Annotated in this window: 25 protein-coding genes and 1 pseudogene; 1 reads left to right on the top strand and 25 read right to left on the bottom strand. The window is 41.0% G+C overall.

The features are described from left to right. Window position 1 precedes the first annotated feature (1 nt). From D6855_RS14460 to D6855_RS14450, 3 genes are read right to left on the bottom strand one after another with little or no spacing between them, the layout of a single operon-like run. Window positions 2–1414 carry a DNA cytosine methyltransferase gene (locus D6855_RS14460; protein WP_120742331.1) on the bottom strand — a complete coding sequence of 471 codons (1413 nt, stop codon included), beginning with the start codon at window positions 1412–1414 and terminating at the stop codon, window positions 2–4. A gap of 5 nt (window positions 1415–1419) precedes the next feature. After that, window positions 1420–2352 (bottom strand): DNA cytosine methyltransferase, encoded by a 933-nt coding sequence (locus D6855_RS14455; protein ID WP_120742329.1) that lies wholly within the window; start codon window positions 2350–2352, stop codon window positions 1420–1422. Window positions 2353–2369: 17 nt separating this feature from the next. Further along, window positions 2370–2576, bottom strand: coding sequence for a helix-turn-helix domain-containing protein (locus D6855_RS14450; RefSeq protein WP_092046172.1), 207 nt, complete (start codon window positions 2574–2576; stop codon window positions 2370–2372). A 398-nt stretch (window positions 2577–2974) separates the two neighbouring features. Between D6855_RS14450 and D6855_RS14445 the strand changes: the two genes are divergently transcribed. Next, window positions 2975–4669 carry a DUF262 domain-containing protein gene (locus tag D6855_RS14445; protein WP_120742326.1) on the top strand — a complete coding sequence of 565 codons (1695 nt, stop codon included), beginning with the start codon at window positions 2975–2977 and terminating at the stop codon, window positions 4667–4669. 49 nt (window positions 4670–4718) lie between these two features. Here D6855_RS14445 and D6855_RS14440 read toward each other — a convergent pair whose 3' ends face one another. From D6855_RS14440 to D6855_RS14335, 22 genes and pseudogenes are all read right to left on the bottom strand, one after another. Further along, the gene (locus D6855_RS14440) at window positions 4719–5291 is read right to left on the bottom strand and encodes an MT-A70 family methyltransferase (RefSeq protein WP_120742324.1); all 573 of its coding nucleotides are present in this window, start codon (window positions 5289–5291) and stop codon (window positions 4719–4721) included. Between the two features lie 253 nt (window positions 5292–5544). Then, window positions 5545–6957, bottom strand: a complete 1413-nt coding sequence (locus D6855_RS14435; RefSeq protein ID WP_120742322.1) for a relaxase/mobilization nuclease domain-containing protein — start codon at window positions 6955–6957, stop codon at window positions 5545–5547. A gap of 91 nt (window positions 6958–7048) precedes the next feature. Further along, the gene (locus D6855_RS14430; protein ID WP_120742320.1) at window positions 7049–7753 is read right to left on the bottom strand and encodes an EAL domain-containing protein; all 705 of its coding nucleotides are present in this window, start codon (window positions 7751–7753) and stop codon (window positions 7049–7051) included. A gap of 152 nt (window positions 7754–7905) precedes the next feature. Then, entirely contained in the window at window positions 7906–8241 is a 336-nt protein-coding gene (locus D6855_RS14425) for a plasmid mobilization protein (RefSeq protein ID WP_120742318.1), read from the bottom strand. Window position 8242: 1 nt separating this feature from the next. Then, window positions 8243–8845: a helix-turn-helix domain-containing protein gene (locus D6855_RS17105; RefSeq protein WP_330546980.1), complete on the bottom strand. Its 603-nt coding sequence runs from the start codon at window positions 8843–8845 to the stop codon at window positions 8243–8245. Between the two features lie 7 nt (window positions 8846–8852). Continuing rightward, on the bottom strand, window positions 8853–9266 hold the full coding sequence (locus tag D6855_RS14415) for a hypothetical protein (RefSeq protein ID WP_120742316.1): 414 nt from the start codon (window positions 9264–9266) through the stop codon (window positions 8853–8855). Beyond that, a complete protein-coding gene (locus tag D6855_RS14410) occupies window positions 9266–10867 on the bottom strand; it encodes an ArdC-like ssDNA-binding domain-containing protein (protein ID WP_120742314.1) in 1602 nt (533 codons plus the stop codon). Before D6855_RS14410 ends, D6855_RS14415 begins: the two co-directional genes overlap by 1 nt. Window positions 10868–10995: 128 nt before the next feature. Further along, window positions 10996–11796, bottom strand: a complete 801-nt coding sequence (locus D6855_RS14405) for a DUF4366 domain-containing protein (protein WP_158589551.1) — start codon at window positions 11794–11796, stop codon at window positions 10996–10998. Further along, window positions 11783–12124: a DUF4315 family protein gene (locus D6855_RS14400; RefSeq protein WP_120742312.1), complete on the bottom strand. Its 342-nt coding sequence runs from the start codon at window positions 12122–12124 to the stop codon at window positions 11783–11785. The genes D6855_RS14405 and D6855_RS14400 overlap by 14 nt, the downstream gene beginning before the upstream one ends. 12 nt (window positions 12125–12136) lie before the next feature. Beyond that, window positions 12137–13891, bottom strand: a complete 1755-nt coding sequence (locus D6855_RS14395; RefSeq protein WP_120742310.1) for a C40 family peptidase — start codon at window positions 13889–13891, stop codon at window positions 12137–12139. An 18-nt stretch (window positions 13892–13909) separates the two neighbouring features. After that, a complete protein-coding gene (locus D6855_RS14390) occupies window positions 13910–16297 on the bottom strand; it encodes a VirB4-like conjugal transfer ATPase, CD1110 family (RefSeq protein ID WP_120742424.1) in 2388 nt (795 codons plus the stop codon). Window positions 16298–16313: 16 nt separating this feature from the next. Beyond that, window positions 16314–16703: a PrgI family protein gene (locus tag D6855_RS14385; RefSeq protein ID WP_026495882.1), complete on the bottom strand. Its 390-nt coding sequence runs from the start codon at window positions 16701–16703 to the stop codon at window positions 16314–16316. Window positions 16704–16718: 15 nt separating this feature from the next. Beyond that, on the bottom strand, window positions 16719–17585 hold the full coding sequence (locus tag D6855_RS14380) for a VirB6/TrbL-like conjugal transfer protein, CD1112 family (protein ID WP_120742308.1): 867 nt from the start codon (window positions 17583–17585) through the stop codon (window positions 16719–16721). A gap of 149 nt (window positions 17586–17734) precedes the next feature. Beyond that, window positions 17735–17815 (bottom strand): annotated as a pseudogene (locus tag D6855_RS14375) (Maff2 family mobile element protein); the annotation flags it as partial. 66 nt (window positions 17816–17881) lie between these two features. Further along, complete coding sequence (locus D6855_RS14370; protein WP_442861351.1) at window positions 17882–19594, bottom strand: recombinase family protein; 1713 nt, start codon at window positions 19592–19594, stop codon at window positions 17882–17884. A gap of 6 nt (window positions 19595–19600) precedes the next feature. After that, entirely contained in the window at window positions 19601–19795 is a 195-nt protein-coding gene (locus D6855_RS14365) for a hypothetical protein (RefSeq protein WP_120742306.1), read from the bottom strand. Window positions 19796–19923: 128 nt separating this feature from the next. Continuing rightward, window positions 19924–20781, bottom strand: a complete 858-nt coding sequence (locus D6855_RS14360) for an ORF6N domain-containing protein (protein ID WP_243111963.1) — start codon at window positions 20779–20781, stop codon at window positions 19924–19926. A 216-nt stretch (window positions 20782–20997) separates the two neighbouring features. Next, window positions 20998–22530, bottom strand: a complete 1533-nt coding sequence (locus D6855_RS14355; RefSeq protein ID WP_120742299.1) for a MobA/MobL family protein — start codon at window positions 22528–22530, stop codon at window positions 20998–21000. Window positions 22531–22860: 330 nt separating this feature from the next. Further along, window positions 22861–23178, bottom strand: coding sequence for a hypothetical protein (locus D6855_RS14350; RefSeq protein WP_120742297.1), 318 nt, complete (start codon window positions 23176–23178; stop codon window positions 22861–22863). A gap of 111 nt (window positions 23179–23289) precedes the next feature. Beyond that, complete coding sequence (locus D6855_RS14345; RefSeq protein WP_120742296.1) at window positions 23290–23820, bottom strand: hypothetical protein; 531 nt, start codon at window positions 23818–23820, stop codon at window positions 23290–23292. 43 nt (window positions 23821–23863) lie between these two features. After that, window positions 23864–24364 carry a helix-turn-helix domain-containing protein gene (locus D6855_RS14340; protein WP_120742294.1) on the bottom strand — a complete coding sequence of 167 codons (501 nt, stop codon included), beginning with the start codon at window positions 24362–24364 and terminating at the stop codon, window positions 23864–23866. A 66-nt stretch (window positions 24365–24430) separates the two neighbouring features. Then, a complete protein-coding gene (locus D6855_RS14335; protein WP_120742292.1) occupies window positions 24431–24877 on the bottom strand; it encodes a hypothetical protein in 447 nt (148 codons plus the stop codon). Window positions 24878–24894 lie beyond the last annotated feature (17 nt).

The raw sequence follows: 24894 nt of genomic DNA, 5'->3' as shown, positions 1-24894 counted from the left end.
CCTATATATATTTTTTGATACAGCTTGCGATTGCCCTTCCTAACAATGGTGGTACAGAATTACCTATCTGCATATATGTCTTTGTATACGCACCTCTAAAATAGTAATCATCCGGATACGATTGTATCCTTGCAGCTTCTCTAGGAGTTAGTCCTCTAGCCTGCGTAGGATGAATATACATATTACAGTCAAATTTCATATGTGCTGTAATCGTCTTACTAACTTTATTCTCTTCAAGCTTAAAATACTTGTCCTTAAAAATACCATTCCGCCTTTTATATGGCATTATGTCTGCAATTTTAGGATCATCGGATTTATCCCCTTGGTACATCCTTCCGAAGATTTCAATATCACGATCATTGTTATAACGAGCCTTATGATTTAAAGTGATTCCGCACTCTCTTCCTTGATTTATGTAATCAACATATTCATTAACATCTGTCGTTTGATTTTTCTCAATTTTATAGCCGGACTCCTTAGTATCCAGTTCCGTTGCATTTTTTATTCTTAATGCTTCTAACGGTCTCAGCCCATATAAGGCATCCCCAAGAACATGATCCGGAATACTGTTCGATAATGCAAAAATGTCATCAAAAATCTTCCCATTATCAACGCCCATCCTGTTTCCGATATAAATCAATCTTTCACGATTCTGAGGTACTCCAAAGTCTTTTGCATTAAGCACATGATATTCAACTTCATATCCAATGCTATTAAAATCCTCTTTTACTTGGCTTGCAACTGATAACATGCCCTTAACATTCTCCATGACAAAGAACTTGGGCTGTACACGCTTAACTATCTCGACATAGCTTTTATATAAATGATTTCTGGGATCGTCGATTAGTCTCTGCCTATTTGCCATGCTAAATCCTTGACATGGTGGTCCGCCAACAACTATATCCACATTTTTCCCTTGCAGCAGTTCTTCTAAATGATCAGTTACTAACCTGATGTCACCAAGCACTATATGGTCTCTGGGTGTCTCAGGGTGGTTGTGCGCATATGTATCAACGCAGCACTCCTCTATATCATTTGCCAGGGCTGTAACGAAGCCTTCCTGTGAGAACCCCAGAGAAAGGCCTCCTGCTCCACAGAACAAATCGACCATCTGCAAAGCATCTAAATCAGCTGCATGTCTCACCATCTTGATAAAGGTATTGCAATACTTCTTTACAACACACTTTTCACACTCATTCACACATTGACAATACTTCTCGAGTCTAAGAAATGCCCGTTTCAATTCATCATCTGATTCAATATTGTCTAGTATATAAGCTGCTCTTTCGTCTAAATACTTTTCTCCAGTCTCAGTAGTAAACTTTTTCAAAGTGTTTTCATAACTGTCAGCACTATTCTCTAATCCACTATTTATAAATGAAACAATCTCAGTAACATCGTTCTGGAAATTCATAATATTTATGCCCACTCTCCCACATTTTCAAGACTTGTCCTAACCGACTCCGCAACTGCCTTTGAAACATTAACTGTAACAGCATTTCCAAATTGCTTATATGCCTGGCAATCCGAAACAGGAATCACAAACGAATCATCGAAGCCTTGAAGACGTGCACATTCTCTTGGAGTAAGCCTTCTCACCTTTCCTCTCTGCGTTACATAATTGTCCTGACATGCCCTGTGCATTTTTGCCATAGTTGCACACAAAGGTCTTGCTACTTTTAAATCTATCTCTGACTTTGCATGATAGCCTCCTGTCCCATTGGACAGAATAGTTGGTAGTATCTTCTCTGAAAGGAAATACTTAGGATCCACATCTTGTTCCAAAACATCCTGCAATGTTTTAGTAAGATCTTCCTTCTCCGGGAAAGAAAACTCAACATCTTCATTGGCAAAGCAAACTATATATGTCCTGTTTCTTGTTTGCGGTACACCGTGTTCAGCAGAATTTAAAATCTCATCATAGACTTTATATCCTAGATCCTCTTCCAAAATTCTCTTTATAGTAGAAAATGTTCTTCCATGATCATGTGTACGTAACGCTTTTACATTTTCAAGAACAATAACTTTGGGTTTATGGCCTTTATCAATCTTATCTTTTATAACCTCTGCGATTCTGAAGAATAAAGTTCCACGAGCATCTTCAAATCCTCGCTGTTCTCCCATCATGCTGAAAGGTTGGCAAGGGAATCCCCCGATTATTACGTCGCAATCTGGTATTTCATCTAAGTCTATGGCGTTGATATCCCCGAGAACAATAGTATTGTCGTAATTTGCTTTGTATGTCTCTACCGCATATTTATCAAAATCATTTGCCCATACCACTTCATAACCAGCATCAGAAAAGCCTTTATCCAATCCCCCAATTCCGCTAAAAAACGATACTACTTTCATAACCTTACTCTCCTGTCTTATTTTTCTTCAATCATTTCACAAATATCTGAAATGTCACATTCTAAAGCTGTGCATATTTTTCTTAATATTTCTGTATTTACATTTTCATTCTTGGAAAGCTTTGCAATTGAAGTAGAACTGATATCTGCTTTTGCAGCCAAATCTTTTTTCAACATATCCTTATCAATCAAAAGCTTCCATAATTTTTTATAACTTATCTGCATTCTGGTCTCCTCCGAACCGTTATCATAAATGCATATCAACCACTAATAAGGATATCATATTATACTCACTTAGTCATCCAACAATTACGCGTTCGCTAAATTCAATCGTTTCCTGACAGATTTTAATGGTGTCCTATCAGATTTTTAAGCGTGCAATCGTAAGCTGCCTCATATTCCACAATACTATTATGCCTCTTAAACCTATCCAATAAAAAGGACTCCATCCACGGTTTGAACACGGTTTGAACACGAGTTACAATTATCCGCCCACCTCTGAATGAAAAAGCACCCATTAATATGCCTTTTGTATTAAAATATATGTAATGGTTATTTAGTCGCTTAGGCATCACTGGCGCATTTGAATACATAGCAATCTAATTAACACGAGAGGTTTAAGAATGGAAAAGAAAAAGATTCAACAGATCTTCAATGGATCCACACTATTAGAAATCCCCTACTTCCAAAGAAGCTATGTTTGGGACGAAGAAAATTGGAAGCGTTTTTTAGATGATTTTCGAGAAATATGCATCAATCAAAAAGAATACTTTATGGGTACATATATAATGAAACAAAAACCCACTCCAAGTGGAAGCCGATATGGTGATCTGCGCTCAGTTATTGATGGTCAACAAAGATTTACCACGTTAATCTTGTTTTCTCTGGTTTTGGCATTAAAAAATGATAAGTACGACAAGGATTTTAAAGATATTTTCTTTAACAGGCAAAACGAAATCTTACTATGCCACAACCATACCGATAAACCCATTTTCGATATTCTCGTTAATCATGAGGAATTAACAGACAATATCAAAAAAGATTTCGCCAACAACAATGTATTTCAAGCATATCAGTATTTTCAAGCTAATATAATACCAGACGATTATGACATCGACACCTTATTAAGATGTGTTTATTTTATCCCTATCGATCTGGAAGCCAAGGATGATGAGCAACAAATATTCGATACAATAAACTCTCTAGGAGTTAGGCTTACTACCGCTGAGCTACTTAAAAATGCCCTATATTCCCACGATGAGCTAGACTTATTCAAAGATACTTGGGAAAAATGCTTTGAAAAAGACCAATCCGAAAAGGACTTTTGGGATACAATCGTTGGAAGCAGAGAAAAGCATAGCAACCTAGATACATTTCTTTATTCATACATCAATATTTATGTTGATAAAGACATACGATACAAATCTCTGTTCAACGTATACAAGGACTATCTTGGGCCATCTATAAACAACCCAGCAATGAAAACTGGTTTTATTAATGACCTTATTTCCTACGCAATGATTTACCGCCAGTTTATCAAGCCCGATATTAAAAACGAAGTATTAAACTCAAACAAGAACTCAATAGATAGATTGAATATCGTATTCTTTGGATTAGACACAACAACTCTTTTACCATATTGCTTATATGTTTTGAAAAATGCAAAACCAGAAGAAGCCGATAAAATCTTCGGCTATCTAGAGACATATATAGTACGCAGAATGCTCTGTCATGATTGGACAAAGAATTACAACAAGAAATTTAAAACTCTTCTAACTAACAAAATAGTCACTTTCGATGATTTATATAAAAATATTATGGATGGTGCAGAAACTGAAGACAGATTACCCACAGATCATGATTTAGAGAACCTAATCACATACGATCATACTAATGCCCAGGCAAAAGGTATGTTATATCTATTAGAAACCGGATTAAGAGAGCCTGGAATGGAAAGTACATCTGTACTCCCTCTCGATTCTTATGATCTGGAACATATTATGCCAAAAGATTGGAATACATATTGGCCACTTGATGAAGACTCAACCGAAAAGCGAGACGATAGAATTTATCATATCGGTCTATTAGGAAACAAGACTCTATTAGCAAAAGGCCTCAACAAATCCATTAAAAACAGAGAATTTGATGTAAAGAAATCTGGCGCTGCAGGCGATAATGGATATAACAAATATGCTCTCGGATTGAAAACTTTTGATTTTTCTTCATATGGCGAATGGAACGAAGCCTCAATTGACAATCGTCTAGGAACATTGCTTGAGCAAATCAAAACCGTATGGCCTTACGGAAACGCAAGGTAACCTTTAAATAGATTTTAATTCACGGAGAGCTTATATAGGCTCTCCGTTTTTATGCCACCAGCTCCAGATCATTCTCAACTTCATTCCCCCAGGTGTCCCACCCTGGAGTCTTTTGTCTTGCGAAGAGTTCCACCCGAGGGACATCACCTACAAGTTTTACGATCCGATCTCTTGTCTCTGCTGGCTTCTTACTATGTTCTTCAATATGACTGATGATAACCTGATGGACTGCTGAGTTGATTCGCTTCGGATGACCTTTGGTTGCAAGTAGGCACACCTCAGTGTTGGATCTTGTCCAATAACCCATGCCCCAGAAAAGTGAATCCGATTTTTTATTTTGTTTCACCCAGACGAAGGCCACGGTCTTGTAATCGAATCCCCAGGCATCGATCACATCAAACGCCTCTTTCAGATTCGGAAACGTTGCCCACATGAAAAGAATCGAATCGTCTGCAGCAATTTCTTTAACCGGAAGATTGCAGATATCCTCCAGCTTCATTGTCGGGTAATGATTCTCTGCACTCCTTCCCTTTCCTTTTTCTGTCCGGACCCGAAACCTCCATGGCGGATCCGCATATATAACTTCGTATTTTTGGCTTCCGTTTTGTTTTCCCCTGATCATTTTTATTTGTTCCTCCCTCAAAAGTCCCGCGCGTCATCCCCATCCCCAAAGGGGTAGAGTAAAGTGGCAAGTGGGGTTTCGGTATATACCTTCCCGAAACTCACTTGTTGGGGCACATCCCCAATCCCCTCGCCTCAGATTAAAATCTGACTACGCTCCTTCCGGAGCTGAAAGAATTCTCGCCAAGAAGATGGCAAATGACGTTTGTTAATTTAGTAGAAAGGGACAGCCACTATGGACTGTCCCCCAAAGATCATCGTGAGCGTTCACGATTTTTATTCTGTTCCTGTTCTTTTCCAATACCAAGTATCTGATCAATGTCATACTTTGCAGTCTGATATGTCTGCATATCTTTTCTGACTTCCTTATACTCAGCATAGGCAGCTCTTTTTTTCGAAAGCACTCTGTCATACTCAGCACTGAGTTCTTTGTATGACGGAAACTTACCCTGGTATTTATCAAAAGCATCTTTCGCTGCTTTATGAGTCATAATCTCTTCTTTATGCTCTTCAAAAAATTTTCTGTTGTAGCCCGACTGCCTGTACTGCTGATAAATTTCTTTTGTACTTGAATAATCCTTTATGACTTTCTTTTGTTCTGAGATTTTCTTCAGCTTACTCTCGTACCCTTTGATGTCATCGGAGAGCTGAGAGAATCTATCAGAGGTATCTCCTGCCATTTTTTCGAGCTCAGCATAAGTCCTTAGTCCCTTCTCCTGGAAAAAGAGAATTGCCTTCATGACATTTTTTACATTGAACTTCTTCGCCCACATCTCATAGCCAGGACCTTTTCCCTGGGCAATGATGTCCTGAATATTTATCAGAAGATCAAACTTTTCATCCCTGTAAAATGGTTTCTCTGTTTTCTTTGGTGTCTCTTCTTTCGGAGCTGTTCCCTTCTCAATACCTTCAAACTTTTTCTGCAGATCTATTTCTGTGTAGCCATCTCCAAGAGAACGGAAGCGGATAAATCTCTGCTGACCGTTTCCCCTAACTGAAATATGTTTGCCACGTTTTATCTCATAGCCCTGTTTTGATAATTCAGATAACAGCTCATCGAAAGAGCCTGGCCTTTTGGAAAGAGCCACATCGATTGATTCCCTGAGCTTGTCCCTGAAGGTAGGTCCTCTTTCTTCATGGATATATGTTGTTTTACTGTGATAAGGTTGTGGAGCAATAACAGATAATCCGTTCTCCATACAGATTAAATTGGAAAGTCTTCCAAGTGCCATGCCCGACAAAAGAAAATCCTTAAACTTCCTGTCACCGCTGAGGGCAGTTGAGTTAAAGATAATATGATTATGAATATGAGCCTTGTCCGTGTGAGTTGAAACCATAAAAGCATGATCGCCTTTGGTAAACCTCATGGCTGTTTCATATCCAATCTTGTTTGCTTTCTCCGGTGTTATCTCCCCAGGCTTGAAGGACTGCCTAATCTGATATGCAATCACATCATTCTTAGGATGCTTACCGGTCTTCTGCTCATATTCTCTTTTGGATAAAAGAAACTCTTCCACAACAGTCTTCGGATCACAGGCATAAGATGAAATGTATTTCCCTTTTTCTGTTTTATCCGGGTTCATTTCATAATCCGTTCTGTCCTTCAGACACTTCGCCAGAGTCCTTCCCTTGTTCATATGCAATGATATTAGTCTTGTTGCTGCCATGTTTTTTCTCCATAAAAAATAAGTGCATCTCACCTGAGATACACTTAAACTTTCTTATCTGAAATATTCATTTCAATGTCACATAAAGTAATTATGACGGTCTTGCAAGGTAAAATCCCTGGAAAAGATCTATCCCGAGATCTACCAGATAATCAAATTCTTCTTTTCTCTCTATGCCTTCAGCTACTACAAGCATGTTCCTCGAATGGAATTCCTGTAAAAGGTTCCTAACTTTTTCCTGCTTTTCAGGAATCTTGTCTATATCAGAAATCAGGTCCCGGTCAAGCTTTACTATGTCAGGTTCGTACATATTTACAAGGTTCATGTCGCTTAAGCCAGTTCCGAAATCATCTACTGCAATCTTTAGTCGCTGTCCCTTAGTATCTCCCTTTTTCATCTTGCAGGCAAACTCAGAGATGTATGGATATTCAAGAATTTCAATAATTCCTACACCTCTTGGATCCCCATAATAGTCTGCAAATGCTTTTGTCTCAGATGGTGAAAAGCATTCTGAAGGAAAAGAGTTGAGGCAGATATGTTCTGTGTATCCTCTAAGCTCATATTCTTGGAAAGCTCCAAAGAATGTTGCGATCTCAAGTATGTGGAGCTTATCTTTTTTAGTATAGTCTTCAATCAGTTCCATGACTGACATGTCTAAAGGACGCATGAGAGCTTCCCTTGCAAATATCGTCTTTCCATCTGCACGAAAAATAGGCTGAAATACATAATTGATTTTCAGCTCAGCTAATGCATCCAATATTTCCTTGTCCAACGGTAAATCATCAAATAGTATCATCGATCACAAATCCTGAACAATCACTGTCTAATTCTAGATAAAGATACAATATCATTTACATAGCCCCAATCTCAAATGAATTTTCTATAAAGAACAGATTTCTTGAAGAATCAGAAAAGCGGCCATGAGAATAAATCCCATGGCCGCAAAACTCAGCTTATATTCGCCAATCTTTCAAGTATTCCTCTTACAGCTTCCCATATCTCATCAAGCTGCGACTGTAGCACCTTCATGTCCTCACGATATACTTCACCACACTCGTTTGCTTTCTTAGCATATTGATTTAGGTTGTTACTGTTAATACGGAGCAGACGAAGCACCTCTTTAAGGTCTGACAGATCAAGCATGATGATATATCCATCCCTTGCCATCTTTCTGATATATGCACTCCGGTTCTTGACTCCGGCCTGTTCCATCTTGGCTTCTATAGCCTTGATGTCCTCCGGTGTCATTTTGATAAGAATGCTCTCGCCATAACTAACTGCCATATCACAGCACCAGCTCAGGGGATAATGCCCTGTGAGAACGTTCTGAAGGTTCCGGGATGCAATCGCGTAGCTCCTTCAGAAGAGATGTCTTCTCTTCCTTCTCAGCCACGCTTACATGAAATGGTTTGCTCTTTTCATGTGATGCCACCGTACCAAGTTCCTCCTGTTCATCAGGAATGCCGTTGGCGTTGTCATCCTTAATGTTCTCTACAGGATTCTGCGGAGCAATATTGTTGATCACCCCATCGCCAATCATATTGTCGTTCTGCTCCAGTTGGTCCTCAAGGCTTCTTCTGACATTACCGATTGTGTTAGGATCAAGTTCCTGGGGAACTTTTAAGCCAAACTCAGCTGTAACCTTATACTCGATAAGAGCGAAAACATAATTTGGCATGGTACGTGCATCACGTTCCCAGTCCTGCATTGTTCTGTAAGGAATACCGAGATAATCTGCAAACTCTGTTCTGTTCATTCCTGTACTCTCACGGAGCTGGATAAACCTCTCGCCCTGTGACAGGTCATTTACAGAAACAGCCGTTGCATCTGTAGTCTTACCATTAACATCATCCCACTTTTCAATGGGTGTTCCTGTTCTTCTTTCCATAACAATATCACTCCCTTCTGCGCCCGCCTTTGGGAAATCGGATCTCGAAATGAGCTTTTCCCTCCTCGTCAGTTGTAAGGTCAACGTAGCAACTGAATGTGTTTCCTGTTCTCTGTGACTTACAGTCAATGAGCTTGACTGTTCCACCGTTCACAAGGTCATCCGCAACTTCTCTGGTCATCTCCTTGCCTATAGCCTGGAAAAATCTGTTATTCTTCCAGAGTGCAAAGTTGCAGTCCATGTTGTTACAGAAGAATCCCTTTTCACGTTCTACAACGTGAGTGCCACACACAGGACAGTTACCGACAATATCATCCGCTTCATAAGCCTGTGTTGTACCACTGCCATCTTCAAAATTTCCGAAAGGAAGCTCATCTGCAAAATCGGACGCATCCTTCCAGCCTTCATCTACTGTTCCCATCAGATTGCCACCCCCTTTTCATCCTTACCGGTATTTCCGGTTATTCTATTTTTGATTTTTTCCTTTTCAACTTTCAGCGAGTCCAAAAGAGACTGTTTCTTTCCTCCGGCACCATCGGGCAGTATACGTACTGTTCCAATGGTCTTTTTCTTTGGGATTATTTGTCCATCTCTATCCACCACAATAAAGCTTTCATTCTTATATTTTTCCTCAAGATACTTTATGCACTCACTTCCACTTTTAAAGCTTCCTTCATTCCTAACGCTGATCTTATATGCTCCTGTGCATACGCCATCAAGGTCGAACAGCACTTTGCCATTTTCCATTATCGTTGTCGTGGCACTGAAATCTTCATATCCACATTCATAGGTGTGTCCAATGAAATCAATCTGTCCCTTTTCAGACAGAAAATGGAACTCTTTAGGGCCACCATACCAGGCATTAGTCTGAGCAATACCATAACATTTCGTAACTTCTTCAATGGGCTTTATATCCACGCCCGGTTCTTTCATTAGTTCCGTAACAAGTATGGCTGCTCTTTCTGCAATCTCCTTTTCTTTCGGTAGTGTTGCAACATTTGATATAGGACTTTTATTGCTGGTGCTGATTTCTTTTTCATCAACCTCCCTCATCTTCCCGGAAGAATCTTTCTCCGGCTCGTTATCCGGCACAATCTCAGGATTTCTCTCCTTGTAGATCTCTCCCAGCGTATCCTCAATCTTCTTGATGATCCTGGATGAAGTCTGTCTGATTGTTCCAAGCGAAGCCTTGAGTTCTTTCATATCCGCATCAGATGTATATCCACAAAGATACGGATAACTGTAATCATCTGTGTTATAGCCCATGAAAGATAACACAATACTTGCTGTACCTTCAGCTTCAAGTTCCTTGCGATTCTTGCTGATATTCTCAGTTGTATCTCCGTGAAGCATCGCATGAGTAATCTCATGAATACAGGTCTTAAGAGTCTGCAGCTCACTCATTCCCTGCTGAACCGCGATCCTCTTATCTTCTATGTGATAATATCCCTTGGCACCACTCTTGATGTCCTCAAAGCCTATCGGAACAGGACTTATATCCTTAAGAACTCCCATAAGGACCTCATACTTATCAATGCTGCCCTTAAGCTCATCAACTCCGACTCTCGGAAGCTCTTTTCCTTCCGTCTGTGAAATATCAAAGGTTGTCTCTGCCTTGAATCCCATGAGATTGAGTTCCTTTGTCTGCTTCACAGGCTCCCCGTCCTGATCAAGAACAGGGCGACCTTTTGAATCCAGCACATCCACTTCCTTTTGGATTGTATAAGGACTTGGTGCTATGACCTTAATGCCCTTCTCGCCTTTTCTTACATAGCGCCCCATCTTTTTCCAGGCATTGTAGCCCTGACATAGAGTTGCATCGGGCTTCTGCATCGCTATGAGCATGCAGTTGTTCAGGGAATAATGCGGAAACTTTGCCATTGTTGCAAGCAGCTTTTTGTATTCTGCACTGTCACGGACTGCCTTTACGCCATCCTGCAGCTTGTCTGTCAGCTCTTTCAGCTTTTCTTCATTGGATGGGCGCTGGTATTCACTGCCGTTTTTTGCACTTTTTTCATCCATAAGCTTGTCCTCTTACTTTCTTTCGCCCTTATCGCCAACAGGAGCCTTTATCGGCTCCTGCTTCTTTACCCCTTTCACGCTACTTTTTGCTTTCTTTGCATATGCAACATATCTTGACTTTCTTGCCATCACTCATCACCTCTGTCACCTGAAGACTCATCAGTCTGCTCGTTATCAAGCTGGATCTCATCATCGTCATCATCTGAACTCATGCTCTTAAGATAGTCCTCGTCTTCATAGTCCTGATCAGGATCCTCACCGCTGGACTTCTTCTTTGAATTCTTTGTTGATGTGTAATACATGAATCCGCCTACACCGCCAAGTGCAATAATAAGAATGATTGCCATGATTCCTGTCACATTCACAGGCTCTTTCTCAGGCTTTTCTTCCACTGGTTCGGGTTCAGGCTCCGGTTCAGGTTGTGGCTCTGGCTTTACAACCTCAGGCTCTTTTTCCTCTTCCTTACCTATTCCTGTAACTTTGATATATTCACTAACCTGGTCATCATCCATCAGAGATAAAAGATCTGACTCATCAACCATATTGAGGAAGTGAACCTTCTCATTACCGTCATCATCACGGTCAATAATGATGTAAAAGTAATTGCCGTTCTTGGTCATTACAGTAATGAACTGCTTGCCACCGGCTTCAAGACTTCCGTAATCATCAACAAGTTCCATGTTTCCATCCGGAGTAAGTGGTCCCCACTTTTCCTCTATCTCAGGCTCCTTGCCCTCGCAGTTACGATAGTCCTTTTTGCAAAGTTTGCAGTTTTCATCAACATGATCCTCAGTACACTTGGTCTCACAGGTGCAGTCATATCCACCTGCAAATGCAGTTACCGGTGTAAAACAAAAAAGTGACCCCATAAGAGCCACTGAGCAGCCAAGTACCTTTGCCTTGGCAGTTATTAACTTAAAAACTTTCATTTAAGATATCCTCCATAATTCCATCATTTTCAGTATCACGAGCATCTGTATCATCTGTAAAAGGCAGTGGCTCGGCATCATCATCCTTCGTAGGTTTTGCTTCTTTCTTCTTACTCTTGGATAAAGCTGCCTTTTCCTTGTCAGCTACACCAAGGTGCTCTGCAAGCTGTTCCGGTGTGAAGTCTTTTCGTGCAACCACATCAAGTATGCTTGTAGCCAGCTCTGCATTTAGCTTTTCTTCTGCTTCCTCATACTTTGCCTTGGCTTCTTCTAACCTTGCCTTGGCCTTTTCATGCTCAGTTCTTAGTTTATTCAGTTTCTCAAACATATCTGTCCTCCCTTAACCGCCAATCCTGCCAAATTCAAGGAAATGGCTCTGCCAGTATGGCGTGTTGATCGATGAGTATTTCACAGGATTACCTGCATGGATCATCATTCCGTTGCCGACATATATTCCGACATGACTGGCCCCGGCTGTATCATATGTGCCCTGGAAAAAGATAAGATCTCCTGGCTTTGCTTCTGAAGCTGGAACATAGTCTGTTCTTGCCCTGAGTCCGTTTGCAGTAAGTCTTCCAAAGTTCCATCCGTTACCGCAGTGATTTATTACCCAGCTCACAAATCCTGAGCAGTCAAATCCCGAAGGACTGTAACCGCCCCAGACATAAGGTGTTCCAAGATGGCTCTCAGCTTCATGGAGCATCCTTGCAAACTGCTCATCTGTAAGGTATTCCCCCGGCACATGATAGTCGTCTCTGTCTCCGGGATGATCATCGGGGATGTTGTAATAATCTTCCTCGCCAAAGAGATACTTCTTGTTACCATAGGTCTCAAGCAGCACTTCGTAACGTGCCATCTCATCATCAGTGAAGCCAAGCTCTTCAACCACTTCATCAAGGGTGTGATTTACAAGATAGACATTCAAGATGTAGTACTCATATTCTTCGGTATAGGTATACTCTTCCCAATATCCACCATCTTCGTAGGAATCATCCTCAACCCACCTAACGTCTTCGACCTCTCTTTCTCTGGTCTCAACAACTTCTTCCGTAGTGATCTCATACTGTAGTTCAAAGATTTCCTGTAGTTTAGCCTGGACCTCATCCCTTGTATAAGCCTCAAAAATCACAGTAAGTATCGCTGCAAGCTGATATGGATTGTGCCCTACTTCATCAAGATAGTAATTAACTTCGTCATATCCATCCGTATCAATCTCATCTATCTCGTCCTGAAGCCCTGCTTCCAGTTCCTTGTAATCATCTTCTACCGCAAGGATATCCTCGTCCTTTGCAGTATAAGAGGTTACTATGGTCACATCGCCTACTCCGGATCCGATTGCTGCACAGGAATTAAGAAATCCAGCGCACACAAGTACTACAAGAAGTATCAGAACCACGATTATGCTGATTACGGGATGCTCTTCGGCAAAGTTCTTCATCCACTCACCGATTGCACTTACTACATCCCTGGTTTTTTCTCCTACCTTTTCACCAAACTTGGCACCGCCTTCTGCAGCCTTGGCCTGCTTCTGTATCATTTTCCTCTGAAGTTCTTTTCTGGCTCTTTCCTTTGCGGCATCTGTACTTCCGCCAGAAAGCTCTCTTTTCCCATGTACTTTCTTGCTGTACTTACCGCTTTTTACCTTCGAAGTAACGTGACTGACTGCACCGCTGGCAACATATCCGCCAATATCAAATACTTCCTCGGCAACAGCACTCTCGCTCTTACCATCATCCGTGGAATTCACAACATCAGACATGACTCCGACTCCAGCTGCGGTTTTCGATGCTGCATCCGATAGATTTCCCGAACTTTTACTCACATTTCGGTCCTTCTTCTTTGCTTCCTCAGCTTTCCTTGTCTTTTCGACCTCTGCAGCCTTCTTCTGTGTCTGCTTCTTTATCTTGTCCCTGTGCTGTTTCTCCTCAGGTGTCATGCTGTTATCAGCTTTACCGGTGCGGAGCTTCTGTTCATAATATCTTCTGGCAGAATCCTTATTCTTTAATTTGTTTCCATGCACTCTCGGAGCTTTATCCTCCGGAGATGCAGAATCCTCCTCACCCGGAGGATTCCTTGTGTATAATCCTTCTTCCATAACTCATCTCCTGTCTGTTTAAGCAGCTTTATCCTCAGAAGATTCTGAGAACTTGGTGGAAATCGCCTTATAGATCTTGGTGTCCTTAGGGAACCTGTCTATAAATGGCAGAATGACATTTCCATAAAAAATAAGTCCTTCGCCTTCTCCCGAATGTGTTACATACGAAAGCTGGTGCGGACTTATATTGAGCTGCTTGGCAAGAAGCTGTCTATCGCCAATAGCCTGATTAAGCATGATAATAAAGTCTGAGTTTTCAAAAATGTTGGAAACTTCAGCACTTGCTAAGAAGTCTTTGACGTTCTGCGTAACGCCTGTCGGGATGCCGCCCCACTTACGGAATCTCTTCCAGATTTCCACTGTGTAGGCTGCAGTCTGTTCCTCACGTAATAGCAAGTGCATCTCATCCATGATGTACCTTGTGGATCTTCCCATTTCTCTGTTGGCTGAGACCCTGCCCCATACCTGGTCCTGAATGATAAGCATTCCTATCTTCTTAAGCTGCTTACCAAGATCCTTGATGTCGTAGCAAACGAGTCTGCTATTGATGTCAACGTTTGTCCTGTGGTTGAACACGCTAAGCGAACCACTTACATAGATTTCAAGAGCAGTTGCAACATACTTGGCTTCAGGCTCATCCTGTTTTAAAAGCTCGTTGTAAAGGTCTTCCAATATCGGGATATTCTCAGGCACAGGATTTTCAAGATACTTCCTGTAAACCGCCCTTGTACATCTGTCGATGACTGTTCTTTCTGTAGGCTGCAGACCATCCCTTGAACCCATGATAAGCTCCATTAGTGAAAGGATGAAATCAACCTTCAGCATGACCGGGTTATCATCATCAGAATAGTTCATGTTGATATCCATCGGATTTACATACTGCGTTGATGTTGGACTGATCCTTATTACCTGACCGCCAAGGTAATCCACCAGGGCTTTGTACTCCTGCTCAGGATCCGAAATAATGATGTCATCGTCTGTTACAAGGAAGGAATTTACAATCTCCCTCTTTGCAGCAAAAGACTTACCGGAACCAGGTGTACCAAGGATAAGTCCGTTAGGATTCTTAAGCATCTTTCTGTCTACCATGATAAGGTTGTTTGAAAGAGCATTAAGTCCATAATAAAGAGCACCCCTGTGATCCTGGAAAAGCTCCTGTGTGGTGAAAGGCACGAAAATAGCTGTGCTCGAAGTTGTCATACCACGCTGGATATCAACTTCGTTATATGCAAGAGGAAGTGTGCTTACAAAGCCCTGCTCCTGCTGGAAATCAAGTCTTATCAGATTGCAGGAATGCTTCTGTGCTATGGATGAAGCCTGGAATAAGTTGTTATCCAGCTCTTCCTTTGTCTTTCCTGTATTCATGATAAGGAAAGTCAGAAGGAACATTCTCTCATTCTGTGACTGCAATTCCTTAAGGAGTGCCTTTGCATCCTTTCCATAAGTCGCAAGATCACTTGGTATGATTTCCATATCATATCCGGCTCTTACTGCCTTTTTCTGTTCCTCAATCTTGCTTCTGTCAAGCTCAGTGATTGTGTGCTTTACAGTCTTAATAGCCTCGTTCTGGTCTACTGACTTAAGATGCATTGTGACGATCTGACTTGATTCCATTCCAAGGAAATCTGCAAGCATCCTGTCGCTCACATCGGAAGCATCGATTGAAAGAAAGCTCATGGCACACCATGTATCCCCCATTTTGAAATATCTTCCATTAGGGAACTCAAATGAGCTTGGAGCCACAAAGTCTTTTACTGAAAGACCGCTGCCAGCAAGATACTTCCAGTCGAAATGGAACTTTGCACTATCTCCCATATGAGTCTGTCTGTGCATGAGTTCAAGTCGCTGTGCTCCGTTAAGAGTCTCAGCTATTACTCCCAGACGTTTGAAATTGTTAAGGATATCCATTTCAATATGGATCAGCCTTGGTTTCGCGGACTTCATTGAATCCGCATGGATCCCAAAAGTAATGTACTTTACTTTGGTAAGTCCGTTATTACCGGCCTGCATGTTCTTTAAGAGTATTCCGGAATACTCATCCCTTACATCATTGAATCCGTCTTCCTGATGTGGAATAGCAATCTTTTTCTCAAAATCTCCTATCTCTGTTGCGAAGTTCATGAATGAAAGCTGGAACTGCACCGAACTGTCAAAGAAGTTCAGAAATCCACACCATTCCTCAAATATCTCCGTTTTATCCTCCTGCTGTGCAAGCTGGTAGTTGATGTCCTGGAACTGTATCGTCTTTGTGTAGAAATCCCCTCCTACTCTGCAGATACCATCCGGGAACATTCTCTCAAAAGGAAGTGTCTGCTGGGCTGATCTTGGAGTCCCATCGTCCTTCCTTGCATTTTTTATAATTACTCTTACTTCTTCCTGTTGTTTTCGTGATAATCCTTCGGGCATTTTAAATTCCCTGGAATTATCTTTTTTCTTCCATGGAAGCACGAACAATTTTCTCCACCTCCTTCTGCGTAGCAGCACATCTCTCCAGTGCTGCATAATAGTTATCCGTTTTGTACGGACGTTTCTTTGGCCTTATGAAAACGGCCTGTATAAAATGGCCAAGATAAACTTCCAAAGGTCTTCCGTTCTTTTCATACATGGCAAAAAAGAATATCGGCATCATAAGTACCATCATTCCCATTACTGCCACATTGACCGCAGCCACACTCTTTATCAGGAAAAATGACGGTACTCCTATGAGTGCCGCCACTGAAAAGCAGATGAGCTGTCTTTTGGTCAGATTCAAGAACACCTTGCTTTTGACCTTTGTTAAGTCTCTTGGCACGCTTATGTACGAAGCTGCCATTATTACTCCTTCCCTTTAAATACACTGTAATACCGACTTTGCAACTGTGTTTGTCTTAAACAGAGACAATGCAAGCAGAAGCGTATAGCCTACAACTCCCCAGAGGGATCCGACTATATCTCCTGAAAATGCTATGGACTGTATAAGTACCGCGTAGATACCGACACATATCATGATTAAAAATCCCTGGAAACCAAGGGCAAATAGACTCTTCACGTAGTTCATTCCCATAGCACTCTGCTCCCTGTTTCCGAATGTTGCAAATGGGATTGGAGCCATGGAAACGTACATATAGATCTCGATCATCCTCACATAAATGATCACGAATATTATCTTGGATAATATAAGGGTTGTTATGAAGATGATGGACACCTGAAAATACAGTCCGAAAAGTTCAAAAATATTCATGGCTTCAAGCGTGGACTGCAGTGATGAAAGTGCAGAGGAATCTATTGCTGTGGAAGCAGCTATGACTCCACCCGCGCTTGATATCACATGATTAGCCACATCAAATACAGCCATTGCAAAATCAAAGGTATGCGTGATGATCTCTACCGCAATTGCTGTCTTGAATATCCACTTGAAGATAAACCATGTCTCGAAGTTCGCCAGATTGTTGTAACTGATGATAAGCTGTATCAGCTCATAACACGCAACAAACGTCAGTATTATGCCCGCAATCGGCATTATCACATTTTCTGAAACATTCCTTACCATGCCAAAGACCGATGGCGAAAAAGCCGATGGGGTCATTGCAACATCAGAAGCAATACCACTGACTTCATCATTCACATATCCAAACATGGTCTGGAACAGCGTCATAAGGGAAGGGATTATGTACTCTTTGAGATGTTCTTCCAGTTCCTGCCATACTCTTTCCAAAATATCCCTCCTGTTTCTTCTGCCAGCTTACCGCTGGACTTTTAATTGTTTGTTGAATCAAAAAAGGACTGGCTATGGGATTTCCCATATGACCAGTCCACAAAAGTTACTTTCCAATATTCAGTTGTAATTATCCTGCAGGATCTAAATCAAAGAAGTCCTGCAAGAAGAGGAACTACTGTTGTTCCGATAAGAGCAACACCGCCACCAGCCATCAGCTGTGTTATACCAAATTTGATGGAAATATTAAGGTGTACAAAGTAGCTAGAATTATAGCTACTCTGTACCGTAGAAGTTTATAGAATTTGTCTTAGCATAGCCTTGGCATCAGAATTTGCCTCAGCTACCTCAGAAAGATTATAGGTCTTAGATTCATCTGTTGGACGGAAGTTGTAATGGATCTCCATTGAGATGTTCCTATCTCCGTCCTCTGTTATTTCTTCGTGAACAACTATCTGCTTAACCAGACGATTAAGGGTGTCGGCATCAAGCTCAGTAATATCTGCATAGTCCTTGATAAGGTCTATCCATTTTCTTGCATTACCGCTCTCACTGTCGTTTGTAGAAAGGCGTTTCTCGTCTGCTGCAATCTGCTTTTCAAGATCTTCGGTCTCTGTCTTGGTCTTTTCAATCATGGATCCGAAAATGCTCTCGGATATCTTACTTGAAAGAAGATCCTCATACAGCTTAGATGTCATGCGGTCCAAGGTCTCGATCCTGCTCTTAGCCTTGGCGATATTGCGCTCCAACAGTTCTTTCTGTTCTTCACGCTCCTGCTCATAGGCATCTGCAAGGCTTCTTGCTACCTCTTCTGCATCAACTGTCTGCTTTGCAAGGCTCTTGATCTCGTCAAAAACAATGTTGTAAAGAGTATCATACTCAACACGGTGCTGTGTGCAGTGGTTCTTGCCATGTCTGTTGTAGGTCACACATGCATATATATCCTGTGGATATTTTGCATTAGTCTTGCGGATTGTAAGAGCCTTCCCACATTCTCCGCACTTGATAAGTCCTGCAAACAGTGAATACGTACCATCACCACGGCTGCATTTTCTTGACTCGATCTTCTGCTGAATAATATCAAAAGAGTCCTGATCCACAATAGGCTCATGGGTATTCTCAACAATAATCCATTCCTCTGGTTTTTTCTCGTTAATTACCCCGACTTTGAACTTATAGTTCTTTTTCTGTGATGCTACTGCACCATAGTAAACAGGGTTTATTAACATATCGCCAATTACCGAGTCATCCCATACATACTTGCCGTTCTCAGGATCCTGGATCTCCCACTTGGTAAAATGGTTACGGAAACCACGCTTTCTGTTCCACCATGTGGGGCAAGGTACTTTGTTAGCTTCAAGTCTGCGCTTGATATAAGCTGTTCCATGCCCATCCAACGCCCAATCAAATATCTGTTTGACATAAGGAGCTGTTTCCTCATCAATCACAAGATGATATGTGTCCTCTGGATCTTTTAGATATCCGAAGGGCGGTACAACACCTGTGTATCTGCCTTTTTCAGCCTGATTCATATATGATGAGTGAACCTTCTTGGAGATATCCTTGGAATACTGTGAATTGATAACTGCCTTGAATGGTGCATACTCATCCTCGTACATGGTATCAATGTTATCGTTGATAGCAACATAGCGGCAATTATGCTTCGGAAACCATATCTCACGCAGGTTCTCAGTGAAAAGATTATCTCTTCCCAAACGGCTGTAGTCCTTGGTGACAACAACATTTATTCTTTTGTCCTCGATGTCCTTCAAAAGTCTCTGCAGATCCGGTCTATTCGAAGTTGTACCTGAATAGCCGTCATCAGTATAAACGTCCTCTACTCGCCACCCTTTCTTCTTGCAGAACCCCTCTATGATCTCACGCTGATGGGATATACTTTGGCTTTCTCCCTCTCGGATATCATCATCCTCTTTGGAAAGCCTGCAATACACTCCCACTCTGTAAGTTGGTGCAAGGAGTTCCTCCATTTGTTCATTCGACATTCTCATACTCATTTACCCGCATAATCCAGATAGACTCGGATAAATTATTTCCTGAGTATTATCTTGATTATAGTCCTTTCCCTCTAGAATCTCTATATCGTTATCAATTTTTCTTCTTACCTTTGCTGCAATAGCATCATTGAGGACTTCCTTGGCAGTCCTCGTGCCATCATAAAAAACCGTCACTTTGAAACTTGTCTTACACATGGAAATACCTCCTAACGTAAAAGAAATAAACAGTATGTTCTACTGTTCTTATCGGATTATCGTGTTCTTAAGGCACAAAAAAGCAGCAGACCGTTCTATTGATCTACTGCTTCATGCGCATTTAGCAATTATTTTATTTTTTTGAGCCTGTTGATAAGGTCATTTGCCATATCATTATCCTGTATCAATGTAATTCCGAAACACTTCTTACCGGCATCCTTTATTGAAGCACCGATGTGGTAAACGGTCTTTCCATCAACAACAAGAAATCTGTCATGAAATGCATTAGTGTATTTCACTGTAAGATTTGGATATTGAGCATTGAAATTGCTTATATCTGTCTGGCTCAGCTTAGTCTTTGGAAAAGTATAAACATTGACGTTAACACCTTTCTTTTTCTTTGCCAGAATGTTTAACGTCACAACATCAACATAGCCATCCACAAGATCAATTGTCTTACCAGCCTTCTTTATAAGCGAAACTATAAGGCTAAATGCATCATAAATCTGACCGTCATAGAAAATTTTCTGCTCTGATTCGGCATGATCCGCGATATACTCAAATACTTCATCAAGCTTCTCTTCGGTTTTCTTCTGAAACTCTAATTGCTTAAGTTCTACCGCACTTATCCTTTCAAAAAGCATAGCGTTATTTGCCATGAACCTTCGCATTTCAACAAATGCTTCCATGATTCGTATACTGACTTTAATTGCTACTTCACTATTCAAAACTGCTGAAAGCATAGCAATTCCCTGTTCTGTGAATACGTAAGGCAAATATCTACGTCCACCATACTCCTCACTTGAGGTCGCAAATTGCGACCTCAAGTTATCATATTCTTCTTTGGTCAGCTGAAAACAGAATGTCTCCGGAAATCTTTCAATATTCCTCTTAACACGCTCATTAAGACGCTTTGTCTCAACTTGATACATGTCTGCCAAATCGCTATCAAGCATGATCTGCTGATTCCTGACAGTATAAATCATGTTCTGAATGTCTGTGTTACTTTTCAGTTCGGTATTATTGTTCTGAGTTGAAATAGCTGTATCTTTCTGTGTTTTTACCTTCTTAGCTGCCATCTAATGCATCTCCCAACTTTCATAAACTTGAGGTCGCAATTTGCGACCTCAAGTGGCTGCGACCTCAAGTCTATTAGACTATAACACAGTGAAAATACATTTACAATAATATAAAAAACACAATCATCTTTCCTGATAACTGTGCTTTCTCTGTGGCTTGTGTGAGCGCTCCTGCTCTCTTTCCTTCTGCTTGACTTCATTCATATGCTCACGCTGTTCATTGTCTCTGTTGTACCCAATGACTTCTGCATAAGCAAGATCATAGACTTCGCCAACCATTTTTTCCAAAATCGGATCCTGTCCATCAATGATCTTATCTATCTCCTTTCGCCATGCATCAGGAGTGATCTTCTCACCCTTTGGGATTACCTTTCGGAATCTTTCATATTCCTTAGGCATAGCGTCCAGGGTTGCCCTGTTCTCCTTGTCAAACTTCAACCTAGCTAGACCTTTCAGGCTCTGGCTTTTGTTATAAACTTCCATGAAGCCTTTATATCTCTCCCAAGCTGATATCTTGGCACTAAGAACATCAACTCTCGCAGTACCCTTGTCATGATCTGCCGCAAGTTTGTCATAGACAGCTCCATGCTCATCAATATATGCCTGTAATTCATCAAAAGTGGTAATACCTTTTTTCTCCGCAAAGCCTTTCATGACATCCGGATCCTGAAGCTTTTCTCTATGAGAGACCTTCCTTAGATACTTACCGCTTATGATTGGCAGCTGCATGCGTCCATGACGTTTCACTACTTTATCAATAAGTTCAGTGATTTCATTTTTCACTGTTGCAGCCTGCCTCTTAGCAGTATCCTTGATAGAGTTAATTGTCGCTGACATGACATTGATATACTTGGCAACGCCTCTAAGCTCCATGACCTTGCGGTTATAGTCGCCACGCTCTGTATGGATTCCCTTATTTTCCAGCGCATTAGCTTCACTTCCAAGATGAATCGTAGGAAGGATATCAAGCCCAAGCTCTTTAAAAGACCTGTGCTCCCATTTCTCACCAACACCAATAGCCTCATTGGTCTGATTGATCAGGTCGCTAAGATTCTTTCTCCACTCCTTGGCTTTACCCTTGTCATCCCAATCGGTAACATGCTCTGTCTTGCATTTATAGTTCTTGCCCTGACGGATTTTGTTGCCTTGCTCATCAAGGATATAAATCTTACGCTGCTTGGGCAGCCATTTGCCATTTTCATCCATGGATCTCATGGTCATCAAACAATGAAAATGCAGATTACGCTGTCCATGTTTGTTGACTGAATCATGAATTGCCCAGTCACAACACATGCCTTTGGAAACAAAGTTCTCCATGACATATTTTCTAACAACTTCCACAGCAAGCTCATAAGTCCATTCATTTGGCAAAGAGGCTTTCATCATCCTACAAAGCTGAGCATTCTTGGCTTTCTCCACCTTCTCAACTTCGTTCCAGAGAATGGAAGGATCAAGATATTCCCTTGGTGCATTTTCGGGAATATCAACCTCCTTGTGAACAAGATCTTCCTTTGCATCAGGATAATAGGTGTGCCCATCATATTCACTGTAACGCTTCTCACGATCAATATAACCCGAAGCGTCAACAGCAGATCCGCCTCCCTTACTTCCTCCTCGGGAAACGACTGATATGCGTGTGCTCAGAAACTTTGGCATCAGCCAACCTCCTTTCTGCCGCACGCATAGCCTTCAGAGCAGAACGTAAGCGTTCACGTTCCCCATAGTGCTCTGAAAGGCGAACTATCCTCGTAACCTCATAGCCACTTGTAGAATGGCTATGACGTCTAGAGGATGAACGATGGGGTAAGCGCTGCTCTCTGCGCTGTAGGGGAAGCACAGCTGCCCCTATTGCACATGGGCAACATGGGCAACGCCCTCCGCAGGAGACCCTCGGTAGAGCGCACGTACCATCGGAGATGGTACATCTGTGCGCACCCAATAAATTGGGTGAAAGAGAAGTGGTGGGAATGGTTGGTACTCGGGTCATCATGAGTTCACCTCGCTTTCTGCTGATTTCACAGCCTGACTTCTTGCTCTGGACTTGATGGCATTTATCACAGATTTGCATTCCTGTGTTGCCAATGCTGCTTTGAGGATTTCATTCATCTCACCCTCTTCAAAGCTGAAACACTCAGGAAAATATTTGTGAACAACGCCACCCATCATATACTTGTGACGGTTCTCAATTCTCCTACGAGCGTCATTAGCTTTCTTCTTCTCGGTAGCAAGCCTATGCTTAGCCTGCTCGAGATTCTTCTCGGCGTTCTCAACGCCTTTGTTAGTTGTTACAGTTGGATCTATCAATATAGATCGCCTCCCTTCAATAAAATTTATCTTTTGTCCTGCAGAACAAAGAAAAAAGGACTATTCCGTTTTGGAATAATCCTCTTTGCTTCATACTGAAGTGATTTAGATTTATTTCTTCAAAGTTTTGTTCAAACTATCAATCTGACTATCTGTCCATGTTGTAAGCTTATTTCCGTAATCATAACTGTCCAAGTAATCGCCTGCTGCGTCAAATACAAACTGTTCTCCGCTTGGTATTGTACCTACTTTGCTACCTATATCAGTAATATCACTCATTGAATAATCTGTATATTTATCAGTATCCTTATCGTATAATACATAATGTTCTTCCATCACACCTCCTGCATTTTCATATGTACAATGCAGTAAAATAAAATTGCAATCTCTTGTCTGTTCAGCATAATCCCGCTCATATGCCTTTTCATCTTTGTAAAGAGATTTTAGATCCTCATAGAACTCCTTTGTTCGCACCGAACCATCTAAAGTCCATGCATCTCTTATAGTAAATGTTTCAGGTCTTAGCAGAGACTTTTGAAATTCTTTTACGATGCCACTTTCATTGGAACTACCGCAACTACACATTATCAACATCGTTGCTACAACTACGATAATTTTTCTAATTTTGACAATTTTATTCATCTTTCACATTCCTTTTCTATATTCTACTTTACGTACTAATTCATTATCTCAATGACTTATATTGTAAATATAGTGATGCAATCGGCGTCACCAGATTTAACAACTCTTTAAATGTTGATACAGCAACGTTTAGAGCTTTATTACCCCCACCACCTAAAGCTAAATCCATCCCTTTATTAGTTAATTGTATTTTATCAATCTTTAATATCGCATTCTTTCTTTTTTGCTTATAATTACAAATATAACCGTTATCAAAAAGGTACTTGAGAGATAATTCCAATCCTTTCACACTGGTTTCATTTTCAAGCCATTGGGGACGTTCATTCGGATTGTTTTTTACAATCAGTATTCCTTGTAGTGCTGTTATCTTCTCTTTCTTTGTCAGTGGCTTAATTGAATCAACCGGAATCAGCCACCTACCTTTATCATCTTTTTTACAACCTTTAATCTCATCTTTTCTACAATAATTTGTAACAGTATTTTTAGTAACGCCAAAGATAGCCGCAGCAGTCTCAGTATCTATATATGTCACGCTTTTTTTCATCGTATATATCTCCAATTCTCTTGACTATCTGTCAAAAAACTATCAGCGTATGCCTCTTCATGCTTTTTAATCTACTTTATCAACTTCTACCATGGTGTCCTTGGTATATGCAAATAATGCTTTTTCACCTTGCACCAACCCATACCAATCATCAGAATAATCATTTTTCTTATCTGGCTCTCCATATTCTTCAATAAAAGCATTTATATACGAATTTGCATCATAGCCTTCTTCAAACCTGAATTTAATAAAATCTAAGGTTCCATTTTCATCAAACCTATAGATATATGTACCTTTATATCCATCAAGCTTGCCTTCGTATTCGGCAAATGTAGACCCAAGAGATTCATGTGTGTCATCTGGTGTCCCTTCTAATAAGACTATATCCTCCATTGTCATGTTCCATGAGATAGTTTTTATCACAGAACTAAAATCGTTTTTATTGTAATCTTTCCCACATGCAGAAACCAAAAGTGACATAACAAAAATGCACAATGCTACTGTCCTTTTCATAGTAGGCCTCCTCAAAT

Source organism: Butyrivibrio sp. CB08, from assembly GCF_003625485.1.
Taxonomy (GTDB): Bacteria; Bacillota; Clostridia; order Lachnospirales; family Lachnospiraceae; genus Butyrivibrio.
This window is presented reverse-complemented; position numbering and strand designations above follow the sequence as displayed.